This window comes from Geitlerinema calcuttense NRMC-F 0142, assembly GCF_030285425.1.
Genome location: NZ_JASVEJ010000037.1, coordinates 64,293 through 87,264, shown reverse-complemented (window position 1 = coordinate 87,264; position 22,972 = coordinate 64,293). Strand labels below are relative to the sequence as shown.

The following is a 22,972-nucleotide window of genomic DNA, read 5'->3' as shown; positions in this document are numbered from 1 at the left end:
TGCTAATCTTTCATTTTTCTTAATACATCAAGTCTTTCTTCCTATGAGAAGATGGGAAAAAAGTCAGGGTTTGTTGCCGGATGGAGCGCAATATCAGGCAACCTCAATCATGAAGAATAAATCGATATCGATTGCAGTAGACGAAACCCCATTCGGGTCTAAGGTAGAGTTTGACAGGCTTGCTTTTTTAAAACACCTGACTGGCAACCCGATTTTTCAGTTGCTTCGATCTCAAAAGGGGGCTAGCTGAATCAATTGCCAAAAAATAACATATTGACGACTCGTTGTTCATCCGCAAAAATTCGGATTTTTATGTTACTTAAAATCATTGAAAACTTTGATACACGCTTTACCCTAGAGCCGGAAGCTCAAGATAGGTTATTTGCCCTTTTGACTTCAGAGGCCTTTCTAACCCAGATTCAAGAACATCTCAAGTGCGATCGCCTTGAGTTTACCGAAATTCTGTTTCGGCCCGTACCCTATAGCGCTGCTACCCCCAAGGGAATGCCCGCCGAACTCGAAGCCTATCACAATTCGCAAGAGTACGCGATTATTAACGTTCCCCCAAACTTTATGTTTCAAGCCAAAATATTTAAACCCAGTCGCCTGTGTGCCATCTATCGCAAAGTTTCATTTCAAGAATAGCTCGATGAATCCAACTGATTTACCCCAACTTCAACACCTAGATTTTTTACCCTATCTGGATGAAACGGGGCACTTGCCTATAGATTTACAAGGAAAAATTGGCGTTTACGCCATTTTCGATCGAGAAAAGAATCTGCAATTTATTAATTATTCTCGCGATATTTTCTTAAGCTTAAAACAGCACTTAGTTCGCCAACCCGACTGCTGCTATTGGATTAAAGCCCAAACCATTGAACGTCCCAACCGCACCTTATTAGAGTCTATTCGCGAGGCTTGGTTGCAAGAAAATCATAATGCTCTGGTCGAACAAAACTTAGAGTCTAGTCTTTGGACCGATCCGATTGATGCCAAGCCTACCATGACTCCAGAAGAAATTGCCACCTATGAAGCTAGTGATGGCATAGAACAAACCAAACTTCTGAAGAACGTAGCGCGGCGAGTGGAAGCCCAAATTAAGCAACAACTGGAATTGCGAGGCGTTCAAGAGGAAATTCGCTTTAACCCCAAATTAAAAGAGAAAGGGCTGCTGGATTTGAAATAACTCTATAACCCTGGTTGACTGACAAAATTCCCAAAACCTCGATTCTTTGGTAGGTTGGGTTAGCGTTAGCGTAACCCAACGAAACCGCCGCTCCAGTGGGGTTTCGTGATGTTCAACTCCACCTGCCCATTCATATTTGTCAGTCAATCAGCTCTATAACCTTAATCAGTCTCAAAAAGCAACAAAAAGAGCCTCAGTCTTTGAGGCTCTTTTGCTTAACGAGCAAACTGAAGGGTGGAGACTAACGATCCCCTATCCAGTTGCTTACTTGATGCTGACTTTAGCGCCTGCTTCTTCAAGCTGTTTCTTAGCATCTTCAGCCGCATCTTTAGCAGCGCCTTCCTTAACTGGCTTGGGTGCAGCTTCCACCAAGTCTTTTGCTTCTTTGAGGCCCAAACCTGTGAGGGTACGAACCACTTTAAGAACCGCAATTTTCTTGTCAGCGGGAACTTCTTCGAGAATTACGTCAAATTCGGTCTTCTCTTCAACTTCCTCAGCCGGAGCCGCAACGCCAGGAGCGGCCATCATCATGTTGCCTACGGGAGCCGCAGCGCTAACGCCGAAGGCTTCTTCGATTTGCTTGACTAAGTCAGCAGCTTCGAGCAGGGTCAGAGATTTTAACTTTTCCAAAATTTCATCAGTTGCAGCAGACATGAGCGATTACTCCTATGCTTAGATTAGATGGGTTATGAGAGGGGATGGGGAAGCAATAGACTTTGAAAGTCTTATTCCCCACCTTCTTTGTCTTTGTCGGCGTAGGCTTGGAGGCCTCTGGCCACGGACGCGGGAACTTCGTTGATCCCAACGGCAATCTTGGTTGCCAAGGCGTTGATTGCGCCTGCGATTTGCGCCATGAGGACTTCCTTAGAGGGTAAGTCACCCAGAGCTTTGACTTCGGCTTCGCTTAAAGCACGTCCTTCCATAACGCCGCCGCGAAGTTCGGTCTTCTTGGTGGCTTTTTGGAACGCTTGGTAGGCTTTAATTGCGCCGCTGATGTCTTCTCTCACCAACATGAATGCAGATGAGTCAGACAGCAGGTCTTTCATCGGTTCCCAGGCTTCGTTGCCGTCTACCGCAATCCGCATCAGCGTATTTTTGGTGACTTTGCAGTCGGTGCCTGTGGGACGCAATTGCCGACGCAGGTTCGTAATTTCCGCTACAGATAGGCCTTGGTAGTTGATTACAAAGACCATCTGCGACTCGCTCAAGCTTTGCTTAAGCTCTTCAACAATCTCTTTCTTCTGTTCGAGCGTTCTACCCATTTTGTTCTCACCTCCTAGATGGGGGATCGACAACTCATTAAAAAACCCCGACAACAGTGCCGGGGTTTAATCTTGAGGAAGTCAAAGTGCAGGGAAAAAGTAAAGAGGCAAGCGAATGCGTTTACTTTTTTTGACTTTTCTCTTCCTGAAAGATGGCCTCGGCAGGATATTAAGCGGTTAGCACCTGCTGTCTTTGGGTCCTTCAGTTTGCGATCGCAAGATTTTGGCGTTGGAGCCAAAAGTCAAGACGGTCTGGCTTACGCCGCTTCCGAAACTTTCATATCGCGCAATGTGGCAACGTCCACTTCAATAGAAGGGCCCATTGTGGATGAAATAAACAGACTGCGCCAGTAACGACCTTTCGCACCGCTGGGGCGGTTGCGGTCAATGGTTTCTTGCAAAGCTTTGAGGTTTGCGAGTAAATCTTCTGCGGAGAAAGCCGCTTTGCCGAATAGAACGTGTACGATACCCGTCCGATCGGCCCGAAATTCTAGTTTACCAGCTTTGAACTCCGCGATCGCGCTAGTAATATCAAATGTTACGGTACCACCTTTGGGCGAAGGCATCAAGCCCCTGGGCCCTAAGAGGCGGCCGAGTTTTGCCACTTGGGGCATCATGTCGGGGGTCGCAATTAACAGGTCAAAATCCATTCGACCCTTTTGAATTTCGTCGATTAAGTCTTCCGAACCGACCACTTCTGCGCCAGCGCTAGACGCTTCGGAAACTTTTTCCCCGCGTGCAATCACCGCAACGCGAACGGTTTGCCCGGTTCCTTTCGGGAGGGCAACGGTGGTTCGGAGTTGTTGGTCGGTGTATTTGGGATCGATACCCAAACGAATGTGAGCTTCTGCGGATTCGGGAAATTTCGCGGTTGCTGTTTCTTTGAGGAGTTGAATCGCTTCTAGCGGTTCGTAGGCGCGAGTTTCTACTTTTTGATCGAGTTCTTGCAGTCGGCGCGATCGCTTTTGGGTCATGTCTTGTATCTCCTGGGGTCGTTAACGAAGCCCTGCTTCTCCCCCGATAAAATTACCAATTTTGTCTGAATTCGGTTTGGGTTATTCAACCACTTTGACGCCCATGTTTTTGGCCGTTCCTGCCACAATTTTCATCGCAGCCTCAATGTCGTTGGCGTTGAGGTCGGGCATTTTGGTTTGAGCAATTTCTTGCAGTTGAGCTTTGGTGATACTGCCCACTTGCTTTTTGTTGGGTTCGTTGGAACCGCGCTCAATGCCTGCGGCTTTGCGGATTAAAACCGAAGCGGGGGGGGTTTTTAGGATAAAGGTGAAACTGCGGTCTTCAAAAACCGAAATTTCTACCGGAATGACCATCCCTGCTTGGTCGGCGGTTCTGGCGTTGTAGTCTTTACAGAACGCCATGATGTTAACGCCGTGTTGACCCAAGGCCGGGCCAACCGGGGGTGCCGGGTTAGCTTTACCCGCAGGCAAAGCTAACTTAATAATGGCAACGACTTTTTTAGCCATTGATTTTCTCTACTGCTTTTGAACCTGATTGAACTCTAATTCCACTGGGGTATCGCGACCGAAGATAGACAGAAGCGCTTTGAGTTTGCTGCGTTCTGGGCTAACTTCAATCACTTCGCCTTCAAAGTCTTTAAACGGCCCAGACAGTACCAAGATTTTGTCCCCAGGTGCCATGTCAATTTTGACTAAGGGTTTCTCGTCTTGGGACTGCTTAAAGATCCGCTCAACTTCGCTGCGGCTTAGGGGTAAGGGTTTGACGTGCCCTCTCCCGCGACCGTAACGGCGCTTTTGTTCGGCCCCTACAAAGTTAATCACATTAGGGGTGTTTTTGACGACCTGCCAAGTTTCGTCATCCATCACCATGCGGACAATGACGTAACCGGGAAAGACTTTTTCGGTCGTCTGTTGGGGTTTGCCGCCTTTACGGAACTGGACGGCTGTGCGCTGGGGAATTTCCACCTGCACGATCCGGTTGGCGACATCTAAGGTTTGCACCCGCTGCTCTAGGCTGGCTTTCACCCGCTTTTCGCAGCCAGAGGCAACCTGAACGGCATACCACCGCGCCTGTCTTTCTAAAGATTCTTCTTCAGAGGCGGGGAGGTTGGTCGTTTCTTCGGATGGGTTAAAGTCAGGAGATTCTTCTGATGCAAAACTCATCCAAACACCTGCCCTGATGCCCAACCAAATAATTTATCGATGAAATAGATTAGCGTTGCTGAGAGCGTTACCATCAACACGACTGCAACAGATTCGCTAATCAGTTGTTGCCGACTGGGCCAAACGACTTTTTCGAGTTCTTCTTTGGTACCTTGAAAGAACTTACCGGCGCTAAAGCCTTCGGTTTTTTCCGGCGTCTGTGGGGCCTCTTTTTTCGCCATAGTTTTTCCCTATATCCCTTTCAGGCAACATACAAGCGCGATCGCGCTGAGTCACGAGTTTAGGGTTAATCTCGTCGCCCTCGCGATTTCTTTTTCTAGTCTAAAGCTTGTTAGCCATCAGCGTTGCTCTTTTGCCCAACTGCGATCGCAATTGGGGTGCTAGCTTGCTTAGAATCGATTATGGGATTGATTCAGCGCGCCCTGGAGGACTTGAACCCCCGACATCAGGTTTTGGAGACCTGCGTTCTACCAACTGAACTAAGAGCGCACAGCGCGAATCTAGGCATCTTAACCTAGCTTGTCTATTATAAAGCTAGAGCTAGCACTCCGTCAACGCTTTTTCCCAATCGTTTCCCGCTAAACTTATAGAGGACGGTCAAAGCGCTGCTTGAGGCGAGTGGCCTTGCCGATGCGATCGCGCAGGTAGTACAATTTGGCCCGGCGGACCTTCGCCCGACGTAAGACCTTAATGTCAGCCACGCGAGGAGAATGGAGTAAGAAAACTCGCTCTACACCCACTCCTTGGAAAATCCGCCGAACGGTAATTGTTTCATTAATCCCGCTATTGCGTCGAGCAATGACTGTCCCCTCATAGGGTTGCGTCCGTTCTTTGCCGCCTTCTCGAATTCGTACGCCGACTCGAACGGTGTCGCCAATATAGATTGTTGGCAGATCTGACTTCAACTGTTCCGCCTCAATTGAGCGGATGACCTCTTGAGCGTGCATAACCACTTTTTCCACCACTCATAAAAAACTCACAATTCATTACTATAACTCAGGAGCTTCTCTTCAGTCTAGGGAGATCCCAGAAAGTCTATCTGTGAGTTTGCCAACCGTCAGTCACTACAGGAGTAAACAGACTTAACCCTATGCGTTTTTTCTTTCAGCGCTCCTTCGTTTGGCTAGGACTTTTATTCAGTATGAGTTTGATGGCGACTTGCCTGTTCGGTTCGCCCAACAGAACCCAGGCTGCCCCCTTACCGGGAGAATGCATTCCGCCGCAAGATGCCAGCAGCCTATCCATCACCCAAGATGTTTGCCACGTCGTCCTCAACAACGGTTTAACCGTCTTAACCAAAGAGGTGCATAAAGCCCCAGTTGTCACCGTGCAAGTTTGGTATAGAGTTGGATCGCGATACGAGCCTCCCGGCTTCAACGGGATTTCTCATCAACTCGAACACATGCTCTTTAAAGGCACCACCCACCGTCCCTTGCAATGGGGGCGCTTGTTCAACGCCTTGGGTAGCGAATCCAATGCCTTTACCAGCTACGAGCATACGGTTTACTTTAATACCGCAGAACGCAGCAAACTGCAAACGCTGCTGACCCTAGAAGCCGATCGGATGCAAAATACCGCGATCGCCCCCGCCGATCTGCAAAGCGAAAAACGGGTAGTCCTCTCAGAACTCGCCGGGTACGAAAACCGGATCGGCTATCGCCTGAGTCGAGCCATGATGCAAGCCGCATTTCCCAACCATCCCTACGGACAAGCAGTTGGGGGAACGAAAAGCGATATTGAAAATCTCACCGTTGCTCAACTGCAAAACTACTATCAGACTTACTACCATCCAAACAATGCCACCCTAGTGATTGTGGGAGACATTGACACCGCCTCCACTCTCAAAGCCATTCAAGACACCTTTGGTCAAATTCCTAGGGGAGAAGTCCCACCTGCCCCCCTGCCGCCTGCACTCCCTTCTAGGCGCTCTATTGCTCCAGTGGTGCTGCAAGAACCGGGCAGCACCGAACATTTGCAACTGCTTTATCCTTTACCCGCCATTCGGGAATCTGGTCGAAATTTTCCGAGGGAACGCTTCGCGAGTCGCGACATTCCCGCCCTACAAGTCTTAGACTATCTATTTTCTAAAGGCCGTTCTTCTCGGCTCTATCAAAGCTTAGTGGAAACAGGTTTAGCTAGCGAAGTCAGCGGTTCAGCCAACCACCTAACGCATCAGGGATGGTATAGACTTCAGGCGATCTTGACAGCGGATCGATCGGCACGCGAAGGCATAGAGGCGATCGATCGGGCGATCGCCAAATTGCAAACCCAAGGCGTCACTCCCCAGGAATTGGCGAGAGCCAAAGCCCAACTGCAAGCGCAAAACCTGTTACGCAACCGCGATATTACCCGACTCGCCATGCAACTCGGCGACGATCAAACCACTGCTGGAGATTATACTTGGAGCGATCGCTACCTCGCGGCAGTCAATCAAGTCAGCGCTGCCGATATTCAACGGGTTGCCCAAACCTACTTGCAACCTTCTACGAGAATCGTTGGCTTTTTGCAACCCACAGGCTTACCTAACCCTGCCATTGAGAGTACATCAGTCTACGCGGCACCCGAAAACTTTAACCTCGCAACTGGGGCCCAATGGAGCGAAGTGCAACAGTATTTACCGCCGTTCACCCCGCCAGCCCAGGAACCTCAACCCACCCTCCCGCAAGCGTTTACCCTCGCCAATGGCTTACAGGTTCTCCTGATTCAAGATTCCAGCACGCCCACTATTACGCTGAGTGGGTATCTGCAAGCGGGGAGTCAATTCGATCCCGAACGCCAAGCCGGACTGGCGCGACTGACAGCGGAAAACCTAATGAATGGGACGCATCGCCAGAGTGCTTTAACCCTAGCCAACAGATTAGAAGATCGCGGGGCCCGCTTGCAATTTCAGACGAACCGAGAAGGCGTTCTGGTCGAAGCTCAAGCCTTATCCTCAGATCTAGAAACCCTGATCCAAACCTTAGCCGATGTCTTGCAACATCCTAGCTTTCCGGTCGAGCAGTTTGAACGCAGTCGCCAACGCGCCCTCCAAGCTTTGGAACGCGACTTAGAAAGCCCTTCGCACTTAGCGCAACGCACTTTGCAACAGGCGATTTATCCGGTTAATCATCCCTTTCATCCCTTTCCGACGCGGGATACCCTGCAATCTGTCGAGCCTCAAGATTTGGTAAGCTTTCACCGCACCCACTATCGTCCCGATACGATGGCGATCGCGATCGTGGGAGATACCACCCCACAAGAATTGCAGCGCTTGATGGTTCGGTATTTCGGGCGATGGTCTGGTGAGGGTTCTCCGCGCCAGTTGCAGTTTCCCCCAGTAAATTTACCAGAGTCGTCCATTGCCCTGAACTCGGTTTTACCCGGTCGCAAACAATCAATTATTTACATGGGGTATAAGGGAATTGGACGCCAAGACCCCCGCTATTATGCGGCGTTGGTTCTCAATCAGATTTTGGGCGGCGATACGTTATCGAGTCGGTTGGGAACCCAGGTGCGCGATCGCTTGGGGTTAACCTACGGGATTTACAGTTATTTCCAAACGGGGTTAAATCCAGGGCCATTTGTGATTGAAATGCAGACGGCTCCCCAAGATACCCAAAGCGCGATCGCAACGACCTTAACCTTACTCGATCAACTGCAACGGCAAGGCGTGACCCTCCAAGAGGTACAAGTAGCCCAAAATGCGATCGCCAGCCGCTACCCGGTTTCTCTCAAAGATCCCGATTACCTAGCCGCCCAAGTGCTGTTCAATCATGTCTATGGTCTGTCCCCTTCAGAACTTCGCCTCTTTCCCCACAAAATTAGTAACGTTACTCTAGAAGCAGTGAACCAAGCTGCCAAAGAACTCCTGCATCCGGGACATTTGGTCGTTGTTACCGCAGGTCCGCCAACCGAGGAGGCGAATTCATTGTGAGATTCATCATTACCGCGACTTCCGTAGGAATTGCTACTGTACTCCTCGCGAGTACCTTTTCCCCAGCTAAGGCTCAAAACCCCGCCCATGTGGAACAACTCTTGCAAACCCGCCAATGCAGCCGTTGCGATCTCTCTAGAAGCAACCTCGCCGGAGCGAACCTGCGCTACGCTAACCTGGCAGGAGCCAATCTAGAGGGGGCCAATTTCTTTGGGGCAGATTTGCGTTATGCCAATCTCAGCGGGGCAAACTTGAAAGGAGCAAACCTGAGAGGGACAAATCTTTATAACGCCAATCTCAGCGACGCAGTTTTTAACAATACCGATTTGCGCGGGGCTAATTTATTTAGTGCAGAGATTGCTGAAACCGATCTAGAAGCGGTGAATCTCGATGGGGCAATTTTACCCGATGGCAGCCTTAAACCCGCCCCCGATCTCTCCCCGCGCTAGTTTTGCATAGCGGCGTCTGAAGTTTTGCATCAAATCCCTGCCAGAGATGGAGCAAACCTCGAAAATTGAGAAAGCGCCGATCCGATCGGACTCTGTGTCGCTTCAGCGTTCTCTAGGATCGTCCTTCAATTGCCCGTTTTCACCCCAGTTGCCATCTCTATGTCTGTTCAAGCCATTCCGCTAGCAGCAGTTTCTAAAATCCGCCAATATATTCAGACGGCTTTAGCTCTACCGGAGTCTGAAGCACATCCGCAAATTCGCAGTGGGTTTGAAACCGGGGAAGAACCGCCTGAACCCGAATCGCTCGATCAATTGGGCGATTTATTTAATGTTGCCAGTCCTTTGGATAAAGATGTTCCGGCTCCCAATTTGGAGGGGCGCTGGTTTGTGAGTTCCGTCAATCCGGGTTCGGCTTTAATTAAATTACCGGGCTTAAGGCTGAAATCGGGGTTTCGGCTGGTTAGCTATCTGTATCGCAAACCAGAGCAAGGGATGGGTACAATTTGGGCCGTTCCGGAAGAATTAAGTACAACGGCTGAGTTAGAGAATGTTTTAGGGCAAGCTAATGATGGGATGCCGCCCCATCCTAGGGGCGCATTATCCGATTTTATGTTAGCAATTGAGGGCGATCGCTCGGCGGCTTCGTTTGCGATCGCCTCTTTGGTGCGTCGAGAATTTTTAGAGTTTGGTCGTTTAGGCAAGCAGTGCAATTGGAGCCATCATCGCTTGGTGGATGCGCCCCCCCCGCAAGTGAAATGGCAATGGGGAACTTCACCGCCCAAGGATCTTTCTCCTAAAGTGAAAATTTTTCCAGACGGTAAGGCCATTGTTGAGTTTTTCTCCTGTCGGACGTCAGCCCCGGTTGCAATTTTTCGCCATGTCGATCAATATGCATCGGGCAAATACCAAGCGCAATGTGTAGATAAACCTGTGGCAGTTCCTCTCCGAAAAGCTTAAAAGAAAGCAGGGACTCAAAGTGGTAAGGAACTGCTTGTACTTTAATAGGGCAATGCAAGGAGGCAACCCATGAAAGGATCGAATCCGATTATTTATATTGGGGGTGCTGTTTTGGCGGGGCTTGGGGTCTTGATGGTGGCGACGAACCCCTCTCCAAGGGCGTATGAAGAATATGCTGCTTTGGAATTGAGCCGCTATGCGAAAACCAATCTCTGCACGCAACAGAATCCATTTGGCAGTTTTTTACAAGGACAGTGTATCCAGTTAGTGGATGCGGCTCAACCCCAAGTGCGATCGCTAGTTGCTCAAACAACGCAACGCAAAAATCTAGGGGTATTGAGTATCTATCGAACGGAATTATCGGTCATCTCGCTACTCCCCTCTTACGAGTTTGAAACGGTCGGGGTGTTGAATAATTTCTACACCTTTAAAGCTCAAAAGCGCTAACCTCACAAGCCCTATGTCCTATTGCCTTAACCCCCTGTGTCAGGCTCCTGAAAACCTGGATCTCGATGCGTTTTGCCAAGCGTGCGGGAGTCCACTTAGCTTGAGAAAACGGTATCTTGCCCTCCGCAAACTCGGACAAGGGGGATTTGGCAGAACATTCTTGGCGCAAGACTGCGATATTCCCTCTCGCCCCTACTGCGTCATTAAGCAATTGCAACTGCGGGCTTTTGGGGTGGATACTGCGGACAAGGCGAAGCAGTTGTTTCAGCAAGAGGCCGTTCGGTTGGATGAATTGGGCAAGCATCCCCAAATTCCGAATCTGTTAGCTTATTTTTCTGAAAACGAGCAGTGGTATTTAGTCCAAGAGTGGATAGAGGGACAGACGCTCGCTGAAGAACTTCACCAACAGGGTGCTTATACTGAGGAGCAAATTTGGCAGTTGTTGCGGGATTTAGTCCCGGTGTTGGAGTTTATCCATCAGCGACGCGTGATTCACCGCGATATTAAGCCGATGAATATTATCCGCCGTCAGAGCGATCGCCTTCCCATTTTGATTGATTTTGGCATCGCTAAACAGTTCGATCGGCGGATGCTGGTGCAAACGGGTACGCTGATTGGCAGTCCAGAATATATTTCTCCCGAACAGATGAAGGGGAAGGCAGTTCCGGCTAGCGATTTGTATAGTTTGGGGGTGATGTGCGTTCATTTGCTGACTCATCTCAAATCGCCTTTGGATTTGTATAACATTGTGGACGATCGCTGGGATTGGCGGGATTTTCTGCCCCCCGAACGTCGGGTGAGCGATCGCTTGGGGCGGATTCTCGATAAGATGTTGCAGGCTTCGCTCAGTCAGCGGTTTCAATCGGCTACCGATTTGCTGGAGGTGCTAAACCCACCCCCAGGCGCGATCGCGCTCTCCTCTAATGTTTCTGTAGAATGGGTTAAAGCGATCCAACGCGATCCAACGCCCCCCACCGTTTCAATCCGTCAACCCCTGGCTTTTGCTAAATCCTTACTGGGGATCGCCCCCCCGGAACAATGGTTAAGATCGAGTACGGGCGTTGATTACACCGCGTTGCGAAACCACCTAGCGGCGAGTCGCTGGCAGGCAGCCGATGAGGAAACCTGGGCAGTTCTGTGTCAAGCGTTAGGGAAGCGCCCCCGCAACTATCTCTGGAGTGCGGATACTGCCAAATTACCCTGCGAAGACTTGCAAATTATCGATCTGTTATGGCAAAAGTACAGCGAAGGGCATTTTGGCTTTAGCGTTCAATGCCGAATTTTTACCGAAGTTGAGGAAGATTACGTCCGGTTTTGCGATCGCGTCGGTTGGCCCGTTTATAATACCCACACCTCTGGTAAGGGGATCGCCTACAGTCGTAAAGCTCCCGCCGGACATTTGCCCTCGCGGATTTGGGCGGGCGGTTCCCAGTGGTGGCGTCAAGCCAAAGCCATGTTGCTGAAACTAGATAACTGCGAGTTTATTCACTGGGAATCTAATCTTTCCTAATTGACATTTTCGTTACAAGATTTCTGAGGGGAATATGGTATTGATCCGTTAATTCCTTTTCCCCGCTTAATACTGCCGTGAGATTGACCTGATTTTCGCTAAAAATTACTATTTTTTACAAAATGCTGCTTGCAATAAATTGCAGTTAAGATGAGTCGCGTTCTTCAAAGATTGGTAAACATCCAGCATCCGGAACTCGCTTGCATTCTTTATAATGAATGGTCTCGCCTGGAGTTATAGCAAAGTGCAGTTGCTTGAGCTTGCACGCCATGCAGCCGCGTCCAAAACCAGTCAGATTCATCTTTTGGGTCGTTCAGCTTGTCCTAGGCGTTATGGGCACGATCCCCGTTACAAGGAAACTATGCACCTTGTCGCTCGCCAAGCCAGGAAACGCGATCGGTTGATGCGATTGTCTGTAACTTAATCTTGCCGCTGATTATTGCTAGCAATTCCTAACAACTCCAAAACTCAAGATTGACTCCTAGGGAGAGAACATTTAAGTTATAAGCATTCCGGATTCTTCAAGCTCATCTATTCATTCCAGTAATTCCGCCCACCCTTGAATTTATTGCTGAGGTAAACAATGGCAGAGACACAAAATTTACTAAGATCCTTCGATCGGGTTTACGATAACCCGATTATGCTCGATCAATCCGTCACTGCTCCCATTTGTGAAGGACTTAATGTAGTCCTATCGAGCTTCCAAGCCTTATATTTGCAATATCAAAAACATCATTTTGTAGTGGAAGGCTCCGAGTTTTACTCGCTGCATGAATTCTTCAACGATAGCTACGATCAGGTTCAAGACCACGTTCACGAATTAGGCGAACGCTTAAATGGTTTAGGCGGAACGCCCGCCGCCAGCTTCACCAAACTGGCAGAACTCTGCTGCTTTGAACCCGAATCTGATGGCGTTTACACCTGTCGGCAAATGGTAGAAAATGACCTTAAAGCCGAACAAGCCATTATCCAAGCGATTCGCAAACAAGCAGCCCAAGCCGAGAGTTTAGGCGATCGCGCTACCCGCTATCTCTACGAGCAAATCCTCTTGAAAACGGAGGATCGCGCCTTCCATCTGGCTCACTTCCTAGCACCAGACAGCCTGACTCTTGCGTTCGTACAAGCCCGTAACGGTAACTAAACGGATGGACTGTCGTAGCGACTCCCTTTTTGTCAGTCTACCCAGTCGCATCGGTTGGGTTTCGATAATGCTAACCCAACTACGACTACCCGGTCATGATTAGATGGCCCGAAACTAAGCCCCTTGTTTTAGAAAAAATAGGCTGCTCTTCGATGCTCAACTTGCCCTGTATTGATGAATGGGTGCCACTCGGCACCTTTTTTTTCACCCCTAAAGATAGAAATCCCGTTAATTTCATTTCTATCTAGAGAGACAGGATAATTCGCTATCTGCTGTTTAACGTGGAAAACGAGCGCTGAAAAAGGCAGCCAGTCTAGTTTTTATAACTATTCTGGCTTTCATAAATTGACCGATAGAGGCTTGAGGGTGATGAAGATAGCCGTTTCTCCTCCACAAGAGAAACGAGGGCTAGGGGGAAAGATAAGCCCGCTGCTATTTTGAGAGTTATGTTTCGCTTTTCGCTCCGTTGTGGAAGCTAACTCAGAGGTCGGATCGTTACCTCAAGTTGATTTGGGAACTCCTGCTCCTTAAAATCAGTACATTCCATAGCAGCCCAAGTTTATGACAAATGAGATATTGATTAACGGCGGTTTGTTCGTTGCGGCTTATTTATTGGGTTCTATTCCCATCGGTTACTTACTGGGGCGCTGGCTCAAAGGCGTGGATCTCCGAGAGGTGGGTTCGGGTTCAACGGGTGCAACCAATGTTTTACGCACGTTAGGCAAAGGGCCGGCGGCGATCGTGCTTTTGGTGGATATTGGTAAAGGAGCCGCTGCGATCGCCCTGGTGAAGTGGATGTACTCCTTGGGTCTTTTAGCCTCCGTTGCGGCTTGGCAGCCCTGGATGGTGACGCTAGCGGGGTTAGCGGCGGTGATTGGTCACAGCAAGTCAATTTGGCTGAATTTTAAGGGCGGAAAGTCTGTTGCTGCGAGTTTGGGGATTTTGCTGGCGATGTCTTGGCAAGTCGGCTTGGCAACGGTGGGCGTGTTTGCGGCGGTTCTGGCGGTTTCGCGGATCGTCTCTTTGAGTTCCATTGCGGGCGCGATCGCGGTTTCTGCGTTGATGGTGCTTTTGCATCAACCGCTGGCTTATCAACTGTTTGGCTTAGTGGCGGGGTTATTTGTCCTGTGGCGACATCGCAGCAATATGCAGCGTCTCCTGGCGGGTACAGAGCCTCAACTGGGTCAATCAGTACCCCAAACAACGAGCGAGAGTCCAGCAGATTAGCGTCGAACGCTTTGGCGTTCTACTGAGTAGGGGCGTTTGTCTCCTGCTCAATTCAACGTTGCCCCCAAAAGCAAGAGAGACAAGCGGTTTTGCCTGTCTCTCTTTTAGGATTGATTTTTGAGTACCCCCAAGGGAATTCGAATCCCTGTCGCCTCCGTGAAAGGGAGGTGTCCTAGGCCTCTAGGACGATGGGGGCTTGCGTCTCGCACCTTTATTAACTTAATCCGTTTTTTTCGGTTTGTCAACACCCTTTCAAAACTTTTTTGGGATTAGGTGCTTCGGTGCTTGGGGGATTAGGCGATCCCCCGGTCGCGTTACTTCAGTTTATCAGAATTACGCAGGCGGATCAGCTTGCGTCGCATTCTGGCAGAAGCTTTCTTTTCGGAAATTCTTTGAGCTTCCACATGGACTTGCAAGCTTTCGAGGTAGCCGTCTTCCCCTTCGGCGAAGGCATCAAGCAAGGTGTCGAGCAACTGATCGCGATCGCTCAGAGCGCCTTTTTCTTCTATTAACCTAAACTTTAAATAGACTTCACATTCATAAATTCCGATCTCAGAGGAAGAAGATTGATATTCTAAAGGCTCAGATTGCATAGTTTAAGCGGCACCATTCGTGCAGGAAAGCGGTTAACGGACAGAAACAGAGCTAACAACGAATCAGAGCGAGGCATGAGCAGGATGAGAATCGATTCAGTAGAGGTTTATTGATTCGCTGTTAATTGACCTCATCGTAGCACTGGTTAAAAACGATCGTAAATGGCTATTTTACGGACTTCAAGAAAACATTAATTACCTTTTTTCCCGGCTTCAAGAATCCTTTTTTGTTTTTTTATAGAAGATTCGACAAAAACTTATAAACTGACATCCGTTGCCAGTCCATACAGCAGTTTACGATAAACTTCAAGACCTTTATTGTAAGTTATTGTAAGGTTTTCCCAACCCTCTTAATCTAAACTTTAAATAAGCGCTCTTCCTTATCTAGCAGGGCTTAGGAGCGATAAACCGGCAAGGTAAAGTGAAAACAACTGCCCTGAAGCGAGCCAGAATCCACCCAAATTTGACCGTAATGCGCTCGGACAATCCGCTGACATAAGGAGAGTCCGATTCCGTATCCTTCCTGCTCTTCATCGCGCTTCAAGCGAAAACGATCCTCAAAAATTTTTTCTTGATTATCTTCTGGAATCCCTGGGCCTGTATCGCAAATACTAACCTGTACTTTCTGGGTGGTGCGATGCAAAATAGACAAGTGGATTTTACCTCCGGTTGGCGTATATTTAATCGCGTTATCAAGTAAATTAATAATCACTTGACGAACGCGTTCTGGATCGGCATATACATAAGGCAAATCTTGAGGAATATCCGTTTCGGTTGTAAGAGTTTTAAGTTGAAATTGCTCATCTAGGCGATCTAAAGCCTCTTGACAGAGCGCTCCTAAATCCATTTTTTGCGGCACAACATTAAACCGAGCATTAGTGCCTTTTGCAACTTGAAGGATATCCGTAATCATCCGATCCATTGCCTTAATTTGCAGGCGAGCATGTTTCAGTAACTGGTTCATCCAAGTAGGATTGAGACGGGTGGAGTTGCCTCGATCGATGTTTTTTTGACTTAACTCCAAGGTTTCAATCGCAAGCGATGCGGCTGTCAGGGGGTTGCGTAAGTCATGAGCCAGCATCGCGATAATCCGGTCTTTAAACTGTAACTGTTCTTGAAGATGCTCCTTTTCTTGCTTGAGGCGAAACACCTCATCAGATAACTGAATCAACTCTGCCGAATAGGCAAGCGAGGATTTTTCAGACTTGGGGGAGCGATCGTCCGCAGCACCCGCCTCGACTAGATTCTGTTGAGCCAGAAAGGTTTCCGCCGAACGTTGCCAGCGCGGCCAGCATTTTTCGAGTTGTTCGGTTAAGTTCGTTCCGGCTAAAGACTGGCGGGGTTCGGGATGAATTTTCAGTAGCGTCGGCGTGGCCACTAGCCGAAAGTGTTCGGCTAAATGCGGTTGTTCGCCAACATCTACAACCGTTAGCTCAAACGGGTATTCTGTGCTGAGTTGTTTGAGGTAGTGACGAATCTGGCGAATTTGCTCTGCTGAGTGGGGACGTTTATCCACAAACAGCAAAAGTTGTAAAGGGAGATCGTTGTGGGTAAGCTTTTCAGAAGTTGCCTGCATGGTCCGCTCGCTACAGCCCTCGCAATTGATGACGAAGCTTCAAATTTAATTAATAATCTATCAGGTCATCTGATAATGGATGGGAGATTTTTGAGTGGGGATTGAGTCTACAGTTTTCATGACTAGGGAAATGATTGTGGGTTGGGGGAGTGGGAAATGGAATTGAGCGAACTTAAAAAACCGGGAGTGCGGATGGCGATCGCCAGCGCTAGCGTGTTTTTCGGATTAACCCTGATTTTCATCTTGCATCGCTACTACAGCTTTTATGCAGACTTCGATCAGGGTATTTTTAATCAGGTCTTCTGGAACGGCATACACGGCCGCTTCTTTCAGAGTTCCCTGTCGTCGAGCCTTTCTACCAACGTCGTCCATGATGGCGACGTTCCAGAGGTGTTTTATCATCGCCTCGGACAGCACTTCACCCCGGCTTTACTCCTGTGGCTTCCGTTATACGCCTTATTTCCTTCACCAGCAACCTTAAGCGTCCTCCAGGTGACGTTAATTACCGCTGCTGGGTTGGTGTTGTATGTCCTAGCGCGGGTTCATGTTCAGCCGCAAATTGCCGCCTTAATTACGGCTAGCTACTATGGGGCCAATGCCGTTATCGGGCCGACTTTAACCAACTTTCACGATAGTTCCCAACTGCCGCTGTTTGTGTTTAGCCTGCTGCTGGCAATGGAAAAACGCCTCTGGTGGTTGTTTTGGCCGCTAGCGGTGCTAATTTTGGCCATTCGCGAAGACTCTGGGGTGGTCTTATTTGGGGTTGGCTTCTATTTAGTGGTGAGTCGCCGCCATCCTCAAGTGGGGTTAGCCACTTGCTGCCTCAGCTTCGGCTATATGCTGGTTTTGACCAATCTGATTATGCCCTTGTTTTCTGAGGATATTTCCCGCCGCTTTATGATCGAACGGTTTGGGCAGTATGCTGAGGGCGATCGCGCCACCACCCTCGATATTATTTGGGGAATTATCAGCCAACCTTTGCGCTTAGTGGGCGAGTTGTTTTCGCCCTTCTGGGGAACCTTAAAATACTTGTTGGGCCAGTGGCTGCCTTTAGCCTTTATCCCGGCGCTTTCTGGCAGTGCTTGGGCGATCGCAGGTTTTCCCTTTCTGAAGTTGTTTCTCGGTCAAGGAGACTCGGTACTAGCGATTAATATTCGCTATGCCTTAACCGTGATTCCCGGCTTATTCTACGGCACGATTTTATGGTGGGGACACCGCCAACGGCTGCATCAGAGTCAGGATATCAATACCCTAGCACCGCGCTGGCCAGTGAATTTTCGCAAATTCTGGGTGGCTTGTATTGCCTTGTCGGTGGTGCTGACGTTTATGTCGAACCCGAACCGTACATTCTCGTTTATTATTCCCGATTCGATCCAACCTTGGGTTTATGTTTCTTTGCCCCAACGCTGGCAGCACGTCCAGGAGGATATTCGCCCCCTACTTGCCCAGGTTCCTGATGATGCAAGCGTTTCGGCAACAACGTACCTTGTGCCGCATTTGTCGGGACGGCGAGAAATTTTACGCTTTCCCGATCATATTTTGTTGCGGAATGACGATCGCCAAGTGGAAAGTGTCGATTATGTCATTGCCGATTTGTGGCAACTGCGAGAATATCAAGTCGCCTTTCGACGCGATCGCGAACGCCTCCAACAAAGCATGACTCTGATCGACCAAATGCTCGGAAACCGTTCCTACGGCTTAAAAGAAATCAAAAATGGCGTGATTCTCTTGCAAAAAGGTGCAGAATCTCCCCAGGACAAAATAGAAGCTTGGCAGGCTTTTCGGCGCAATGTTGATTCGCTATTGCGTCCCCCGGCTTAAGCCATATGTCACCCTGGATTTAGTCGAGATTGTAGAAGGCACGAAGGCATGAAAATTTTGGTGCTGGCTTGGGAATTTCCTCCCCGAATTGTTGGCGGAATTGCCCGTCATGTGGCAGAACTGTACCCGGAATTGGCGAAACTCGGTCACGAAGTTCACCTACTGACGGTTGAGTTTGGGGAAGCGCCGTTGTACGAACGCGTGGATGGGATAGCAGTTCATCGCGTTCAAATGGGGCATAGTCACGACTTTTTTCACTGGGTTGTGAATATGAATGAGAGTATGGGGCGACATGGAGGAAAGTTAATCCTTGAAGAAGGCCCCTTCGATCTGATTCATGCCCATGATTGGTTAGTGGCTGATGCGGCGATCGCCCTGAAGCAAGTCTTCAAAATTCCCTTAATTGCGACGATTCACGCCACGGAATACGGTCGCTATAACGGTTTGCACAATCCCACCCATTACTATATTGACGGGAAAGAAAAGCTACTCGCCCACGAAGCTTGGCGGATTATTGTCTGTACTGACTATATGCGACGGGAGGTGGAACGGGCGCTAACCGCCCCCTGGGACAAGATGGATGCGATCTACAATGGCATTCGCCCAGAGAAGAAAAAACATCCGACCGATTTCGATCGCAGCGCTTTTCGCCATCGCTTTGCGGATGATGGGGAAAAAATTGTCTATTATGTCGGTCGCATGAGTTATGAAAAGGGGGTGGAAGTCTTACTCAATGCCGCCCCCAAGGTGTTATGGGAAATGCAAGGCTATGCCAAGTTTGTGATTATTGGGGGGGGAAATACGGATCACCTCAAGCGCCAAGCTTGGAATTTGGGCATTTGGGATCGCTGCTACTTTACCGGGTTTCTCTCGGATGCCGATTTAGACCGCTTCCAAACGGTGGCTGACTGTGCGGTGTTCCCTAGTTTATACGAACCGTTTGGGATTGTGGCGCTAGAAAGTTTTGCGGCGCGGGTTCCGGTGGTGGTTTCCGATACGGGAGGGCTTCCGGAGGTAGTCCGCCACACGAAAACGGGGGTGGTGACTTGGACGAATAACCCGGATTCTCTAGCATGGGGCATACTGGAGGTGTTGAGAAATCCGGGCTACGCGCAGTGGTTAATTGATAATGCCTATGAGGATTTAGACCGACGTTTTAGTTGGCCCAAGATTGCTAAACAGACGGAAACTGTTTATCAGCGCGTGGTTCAGGAGCGATCGCAGGTGGATTGGTAGCCGGGAGGGTTGGGCAGTGAATGAGCCATCCAATGGGGAAACAGACAAGCGCGTTCAGTGGTTGCAAGAGCGATCGCCCTTGGGGACGCTATCGGAAACGGTGCTAGGGGCGATCGCGCAGGCGATGGTACTGGAAACCCTGGACGAGCAACAAACGTTGATGGCCCAAGGGGAGAGTCCATCGGCATTATATATTCTGGTTTCCGGCTATTTAGAGACGCGCCAGCGATCGAAAACAGGAGAAAATGTCATTTCTGCCTCGCTGCTGCCTGGATCGGTTCTTTACCTCAAGGAGGTGCTATTAGAACAACCGGCACACATGAGCGCGATCGCCAATAGCGAGTGCATTCTGTGGAAGATTCCCGCCGAACAGTTTAGCGCGATCGCCCAGGAGCATCCAGAAGTGAGCCGGACTTTCTCGCGACAACTGGCGGACGAATTAGTCGAAGTTCAATCTAAGTTAGCCTTTGAACAGGAACGCCAAGTCGCCCTGCGTCCCTATTTAGTCCCCAAAGTCAAACGGGGTATTATGGGCACCAGTCGTTATGCGGTACGGTTGCGTTCGGAAATTCGCGCCGCCGCCGATAGCCGCGAACCCGTGTTAATTTTTGGCGAACCGGGTTTGGGGAAAGATAATATTGCCTCGCTGATTCATTTTGGTTCGAGCGATCGCAAGCGCCCTATTGTTAAAATCAATTGCGATGTCATCCAAGCTAGCGGCGCAGACCTATTTGGCAGAGTAGGTGGCAAGCCGGGAATTTTAGAATACTTAGGGGATGGCACGTTAGTTCTCAATAACCTGCAAGACTTAGCCCCCGTCTTACAAGAAAAACTGCTACCCTTACTCGAAACCGGATACTATACCCCCGTCCATCGCGAGGGCAAACCCCAACCGGAACCCCGTCGCTGTCAGGCGAGAATTTTAATTACCTCGGAAAAGCGCTTGCCTCAAGTGGAACGCTTGGTGAAAATTATCAAAGTGCCCCCGTTGCGCGTGCGGAAAGCCGATATTGAGGCCAAGGTAGAATATTACATCAGTTTGTTCTGTCGCAAGCGGGGGGTGAATAAGCCCAAAGTCACCCCAGAAGCGTTGCGTCGCTTGCAAGGGTACGATTTTCCCGGCAATATTACGGAATTAGAAGGGTTAATCGAACGGGCGATCGTTCAATCCGATGGTGCGGCAGAATTAACGGAAGATGTCTTTTGGTCGGCGAGTAAGAAAGAGAGACGGTTTCGCCTCAACCTGTTGAACGCTTATCCGCAGTTACGGCAGTTTTTACGCAGTCCTTGGTGGCCGGATCGCATCAATTATGGCTTTACCTTGGGCGTTTTTGCGCTGGTTGTGGCTTTATTATTATTTGGCCCGCAAACGCGCGATCGCAATATTGCCTTAAATCTATTTTGGGCCTGGTGGTGGCCGTTAATTTTAATCGCCTTTCCCTTCGTCGGGCGGCTGTGGTGTGCCTTCTGTCCGTTTATGATTTACGGAGAATTGGCGCAAACCCTCTCTTTAAAAATATTCCCGCGACAACTCCAAGGATGGCCCCGCGCCTTAGCCGAAAAATGGGGCGGTTGGTTCCTGTTTGGTTTATTTACCCTCATTCTCCTGTGGGAAGAGTTGTGGAATTTGGAGAATACAGCCTATCTATCGGGATGTCTGCTACTCCTCATCACCGCCGGGGCTGTCATTTTCTCAATCTTATTTGAACGGCGCTTTTGGTGTCGTTACCTCTGTCCCATTGGCGGCATGAATGGGATGTTTGCTAAATTGGCGATGATTGAACTGCGCGCCCAACAGGGGATCTGTTCTGCCACTTGTACCACCTATCAATGTTACAAGGGCGGCCCGCAAAAAGGGGAAGGTCTGGAAACGGGCGGTTGTCCGGTCTATTCCCATCCCGCCCAATTGGTGGATAATCGCAATTGCGTGCTGTGCATGACCTGTCTGAAAGCTTGTCCCCATCGTTCGGTTGAGTTGAATTTCCGCCCGCCGGGAATTGAACTGTGGACGAGTCATACCCCCACTTACTCGGAAGTGGCGCTATTATTCCTGTTATTCGGGGCAGTCTTGTTGCATCGCCTGCCCGAAATCAATCGGTTTTTGGGATTGAATGGGGACTTAACCCATTTTGGCATTCACGCAGGGCTGGCCGTGTTGGTATTGCTGATACCCGTTGCGATCGCGCTTTGCGGCTACGGTCTGTTACAACTGTTGAATCGCCAGCTTAAACCCCGTCCGTTTGTAGAATTAGCCTACGGTTACTTGCCTCTAGTCTTAGGCGCAAACTTAGCCCATTATCTCCATTTAGGCTTAACTGAAGCCGGTCAAGTTATCCCTGTCACCCTCGCCACGTTTGGTTATAGCAAGGTTGGCGTTCCTATCATTGTTGCCGATCCGGCTGTGATTGCGTTCCTGCAAGGCGTGACGCTGGTGTTTGCTCTATTTTGTAGCGTGATTCTTACCCAAAAAATTTCTCATCAACCCTTAAAAAACTCAATCCCGCAACACCTGACAATGCTGGCTTGTGTTGTGGGATTATGGCAAATTATCCTGTAGCTCTCTGCTACTAAGAAAAAGTGCGGATGAAAGGACTTGAACCTTCACTCCTTTCGGAACCAGAACCTAAATCTGGCGCGTCTACCAATTCCGCCACATCCGCTTAAGTCCGTCTTTCATTGTAGCACGGAGAATTAGAGGATGCAACCGTTATTTTTTAACCCACCAGTAACGACTGCGCCCCATCGATCCAGATTTCCGTCCCCGTAATATGACTAGAGGCATCGGAAACCAGGAATAAAACCAATTGGGCCACTTGTTCGGAAGTCCCAGACTTGCCATCCGTTAGCGGAATTTGTCCTTCAGGAAACTCTACAGGTTCTTGCGCCTCTTCTAAATCCTGGCGATCGGTGCTTTGGTCGATATTGGTATCAATTGCACCGGGACAGATAACATTGACCCGAATCCGATCTTTAGCCAGTTCTAGGGCAATCATTTTAGCAAACGCCACCTGCGCCGCTTTAGTAGAAGCATAGGCCGTTGCGCCCGTGTTGCTAAACATCCGGGTTCCGTTAACTGAAGAGGTAATGGCGATCGCGCCGCCTTGTTTCTTCAAGTAAGGGACTGCATATTTGACGGTATAAAACGTCCCGTTGAGGTTGACATCAATCGTTTTCTGCCACTCTTGGGGGTCAAGTTCTTCCAGCGGGGCCCAAACGCCGTTAATTCCAGCATTCGTAAACACAATATCGAGTCGTCCCCACTGCTCGATAATTTTAGCGATCGCTTGTTGCATCTGACTCGGTTCAGCAATATCCGCTTCTACGATTAAAGCCTCTCCCCCGTGCTTTTGAATGGTGTCAACAACTTCTTGCAATTCCTCCCCAGTCCGTCCAAGGGCTGCAATTCTCGCCCCCTGCTGCGCCAAGAGAATAGCACTAGCTTTACCAATACCGGAACCCGCCCCAGTAACGAGGGCAACTTTACCTGTGAGTGTCATAACCTGTTCCTTAGAGGAT

General features: G+C 49.4%; 22 protein-coding genes, 3 tRNA genes and 1 other annotated feature. Of the genes, 12 read left to right on the top strand and 13 right to left on the bottom strand.

Going from position 1 to position 22,972, the window contains the following annotated elements; all coding sequences use genetic code 11:
* Positions 1 to 312: 312 nt before the first annotated feature.
* Both QQ055_RS09915 and QQ055_RS09910 read left to right on the top strand, forming a co-directional pair.
* Complete coding sequence (locus QQ055_RS09915; RefSeq protein ID WP_284476315.1) at positions 313 to 645, top strand: hypothetical protein; 333 nt, start codon at positions 313 to 315, stop codon at positions 643 to 645.
* Between the two features lie 4 nt (positions 646 to 649).
* Positions 650 to 1,186: a GIY-YIG nuclease family protein gene (locus QQ055_RS09910; RefSeq protein WP_284476316.1), complete on the top strand. Its 537-nt coding sequence runs from the start codon at positions 650 to 652 to the stop codon at positions 1,184 to 1,186.
* Positions 1,187 to 1,450: 264 nt separating this feature from the next.
* On the opposite strand, the gene rplL is transcribed toward QQ055_RS09910, so the two are convergent.
* The 8 genes from rplL to rplS form a co-directional block, all read right to left on the bottom strand.
* Positions 1,451 to 1,840 (bottom strand): 50S ribosomal protein L7/L12, encoded by a 390-nt coding sequence (gene rplL, locus QQ055_RS09905; RefSeq protein WP_283362287.1) that lies wholly within the window; start codon positions 1,838 to 1,840, stop codon positions 1,451 to 1,453.
* Between the two features lie 71 nt (positions 1,841 to 1,911).
* Positions 1,912 to 2,448, bottom strand: a complete 537-nt coding sequence (gene rplJ / locus QQ055_RS09900) for a 50S ribosomal protein L10 (protein WP_069968470.1) — start codon at positions 2,446 to 2,448, stop codon at positions 1,912 to 1,914.
* A gap of 29 nt (positions 2,449 to 2,477) precedes the next feature.
* Positions 2,478 to 2,663 (bottom strand) — a sequence feature (ribosomal protein L10 leader region).
* 42 nt (positions 2,664 to 2,705) lie between these two features.
* The gene (gene rplA / locus QQ055_RS09895) at positions 2,706 to 3,422 is read right to left on the bottom strand and encodes a 50S ribosomal protein L1 (protein WP_284476317.1); all 717 of its coding nucleotides are present in this window, start codon (positions 3,420 to 3,422) and stop codon (positions 2,706 to 2,708) included.
* A gap of 81 nt (positions 3,423 to 3,503) precedes the next feature.
* Positions 3,504 to 3,929 carry a 50S ribosomal protein L11 gene (rplK, locus tag QQ055_RS09890; protein ID WP_069968472.1) on the bottom strand — a complete coding sequence of 142 codons (426 nt, stop codon included), beginning with the start codon at positions 3,927 to 3,929 and terminating at the stop codon, positions 3,504 to 3,506.
* 9 nt (positions 3,930 to 3,938) lie between these two features.
* Positions 3,939 to 4,586, bottom strand: a complete 648-nt coding sequence (gene nusG / locus QQ055_RS09885; protein ID WP_069968473.1) for a transcription termination/antitermination protein NusG — start codon at positions 4,584 to 4,586, stop codon at positions 3,939 to 3,941.
* A complete protein-coding gene (secE, locus tag QQ055_RS09880; protein WP_069968474.1) occupies positions 4,583 to 4,807 on the bottom strand; it encodes a preprotein translocase subunit SecE in 225 nt (74 codons plus the stop codon). Before secE ends, nusG begins: the two co-directional genes overlap by 4 nt.
* 195 nt (positions 4,808 to 5,002) lie before the next feature.
* Positions 5,003 to 5,075: transfer RNA gene (locus tag QQ055_RS09875), tRNA-Trp, on the bottom strand.
* 95 nt (positions 5,076 to 5,170) lie between these two features.
* Positions 5,171 to 5,533: a 50S ribosomal protein L19 gene (gene rplS, locus QQ055_RS09870; protein ID WP_069968475.1), complete on the bottom strand. Its 363-nt coding sequence runs from the start codon at positions 5,531 to 5,533 to the stop codon at positions 5,171 to 5,173.
* Between the two features lie 203 nt (positions 5,534 to 5,736).
* On the opposite strand from rplS, the gene QQ055_RS09865 reads away from it, so the two are divergent.
* From QQ055_RS09865 to plsY, 7 genes are all read left to right on the top strand, one after another.
* On the top strand, positions 5,737 to 8,499 hold the full coding sequence (locus QQ055_RS09865; protein ID WP_286004627.1) for a M16 family metallopeptidase: 2,763 nt from the start codon (positions 5,737 to 5,739) through the stop codon (positions 8,497 to 8,499).
* A complete protein-coding gene (locus tag QQ055_RS09860) occupies positions 8,496 to 8,948 on the top strand; it encodes a pentapeptide repeat-containing protein (protein ID WP_283362284.1) in 453 nt (150 codons plus the stop codon). The genes QQ055_RS09865 and QQ055_RS09860 overlap by 4 nt, the downstream gene beginning before the upstream one ends.
* A 159-nt stretch (positions 8,949 to 9,107) precedes the next feature.
* Positions 9,108 to 9,905, top strand: a complete 798-nt coding sequence (locus tag QQ055_RS09855) for a hypothetical protein (protein ID WP_284476319.1) — start codon at positions 9,108 to 9,110, stop codon at positions 9,903 to 9,905.
* A 69-nt stretch (positions 9,906 to 9,974) separates the two neighbouring features.
* Positions 9,975 to 10,352 carry a DUF4359 domain-containing protein gene (locus tag QQ055_RS09850; protein WP_284476320.1) on the top strand — a complete coding sequence of 126 codons (378 nt, stop codon included), beginning with the start codon at positions 9,975 to 9,977 and terminating at the stop codon, positions 10,350 to 10,352.
* A 13-nt stretch (positions 10,353 to 10,365) separates the two neighbouring features.
* A complete protein-coding gene (locus tag QQ055_RS09845) occupies positions 10,366 to 11,862 on the top strand; it encodes a serine/threonine-protein kinase (protein ID WP_286004626.1) in 1,497 nt (498 codons plus the stop codon).
* Between the two features lie 583 nt (positions 11,863 to 12,445).
* Entirely contained in the window at positions 12,446 to 13,003 is a 558-nt protein-coding gene (gene dpsA / locus QQ055_RS09840; protein ID WP_069968480.1) for a DNA starvation/stress protection protein DpsA, read from the top strand.
* Between the two features lie 561 nt (positions 13,004 to 13,564).
* Entirely contained in the window at positions 13,565 to 14,230 is a 666-nt protein-coding gene (gene plsY / locus QQ055_RS09835) for a glycerol-3-phosphate 1-O-acyltransferase PlsY (RefSeq protein WP_283362281.1), read from the top strand.
* Positions 14,231 to 14,352: 122 nt separating this feature from the next.
* Here plsY and QQ055_RS09830 read toward each other — a convergent pair.
* From QQ055_RS09830 to QQ055_RS09820, 3 genes are all read right to left on the bottom strand, one after another.
* Positions 14,353 to 14,426 (bottom strand) — tRNA-Glu (locus QQ055_RS09830).
* A gap of 118 nt (positions 14,427 to 14,544) precedes the next feature.
* On the bottom strand, positions 14,545 to 14,823 hold the full coding sequence (locus tag QQ055_RS09825; protein WP_069968482.1) for an Npun_R1517 family heterocyst differentiation transcriptional regulator: 279 nt from the start codon (positions 14,821 to 14,823) through the stop codon (positions 14,545 to 14,547).
* Positions 14,824 to 15,217: 394 nt separating this feature from the next.
* Positions 15,218 to 16,399: a histidine kinase gene (locus QQ055_RS09820; protein ID WP_283362280.1), complete on the bottom strand. Its 1,182-nt coding sequence runs from the start codon at positions 16,397 to 16,399 to the stop codon at positions 15,218 to 15,220.
* A gap of 156 nt (positions 16,400 to 16,555) precedes the next feature.
* Between QQ055_RS09820 and QQ055_RS09815 the strand changes: the two genes are divergently transcribed.
* Genes QQ055_RS09815 through QQ055_RS09805 form a run of 3 tightly spaced genes read left to right on the top strand, consistent with a single transcriptional unit; the run spans position 16,556 to position 22,013 of the window.
* A complete protein-coding gene (locus tag QQ055_RS09815) occupies positions 16,556 to 18,220 on the top strand; it encodes a DUF2079 domain-containing protein (RefSeq protein WP_284476322.1) in 1,665 nt (554 codons plus the stop codon).
* A gap of 48 nt (positions 18,221 to 18,268) precedes the next feature.
* A complete protein-coding gene (locus QQ055_RS09810; protein ID WP_284476323.1) occupies positions 18,269 to 19,456 on the top strand; it encodes a glycosyltransferase family 4 protein in 1,188 nt (395 codons plus the stop codon).
* A gap of 16 nt (positions 19,457 to 19,472) precedes the next feature.
* Complete coding sequence (locus QQ055_RS09805; RefSeq protein WP_284476324.1) at positions 19,473 to 22,013, top strand: sigma 54-interacting transcriptional regulator; 2,541 nt, start codon at positions 19,473 to 19,475, stop codon at positions 22,011 to 22,013.
* A gap of 21 nt (positions 22,014 to 22,034) precedes the next feature.
* Here the strand turns inward: QQ055_RS09805 and QQ055_RS09800 are convergent.
* Positions 22,035 to 22,116 (bottom strand) — tRNA-Leu (locus tag QQ055_RS09800).
* 54 nt (positions 22,117 to 22,170) lie between these two features.
* Positions 22,171 to 22,953 carry an SDR family oxidoreductase gene (locus QQ055_RS09795; protein ID WP_284476325.1) on the bottom strand — a complete coding sequence of 261 codons (783 nt, stop codon included), beginning with the start codon at positions 22,951 to 22,953 and terminating at the stop codon, positions 22,171 to 22,173.
* Between the last annotated feature and the right edge of the window lie 19 nt (positions 22,954 to 22,972).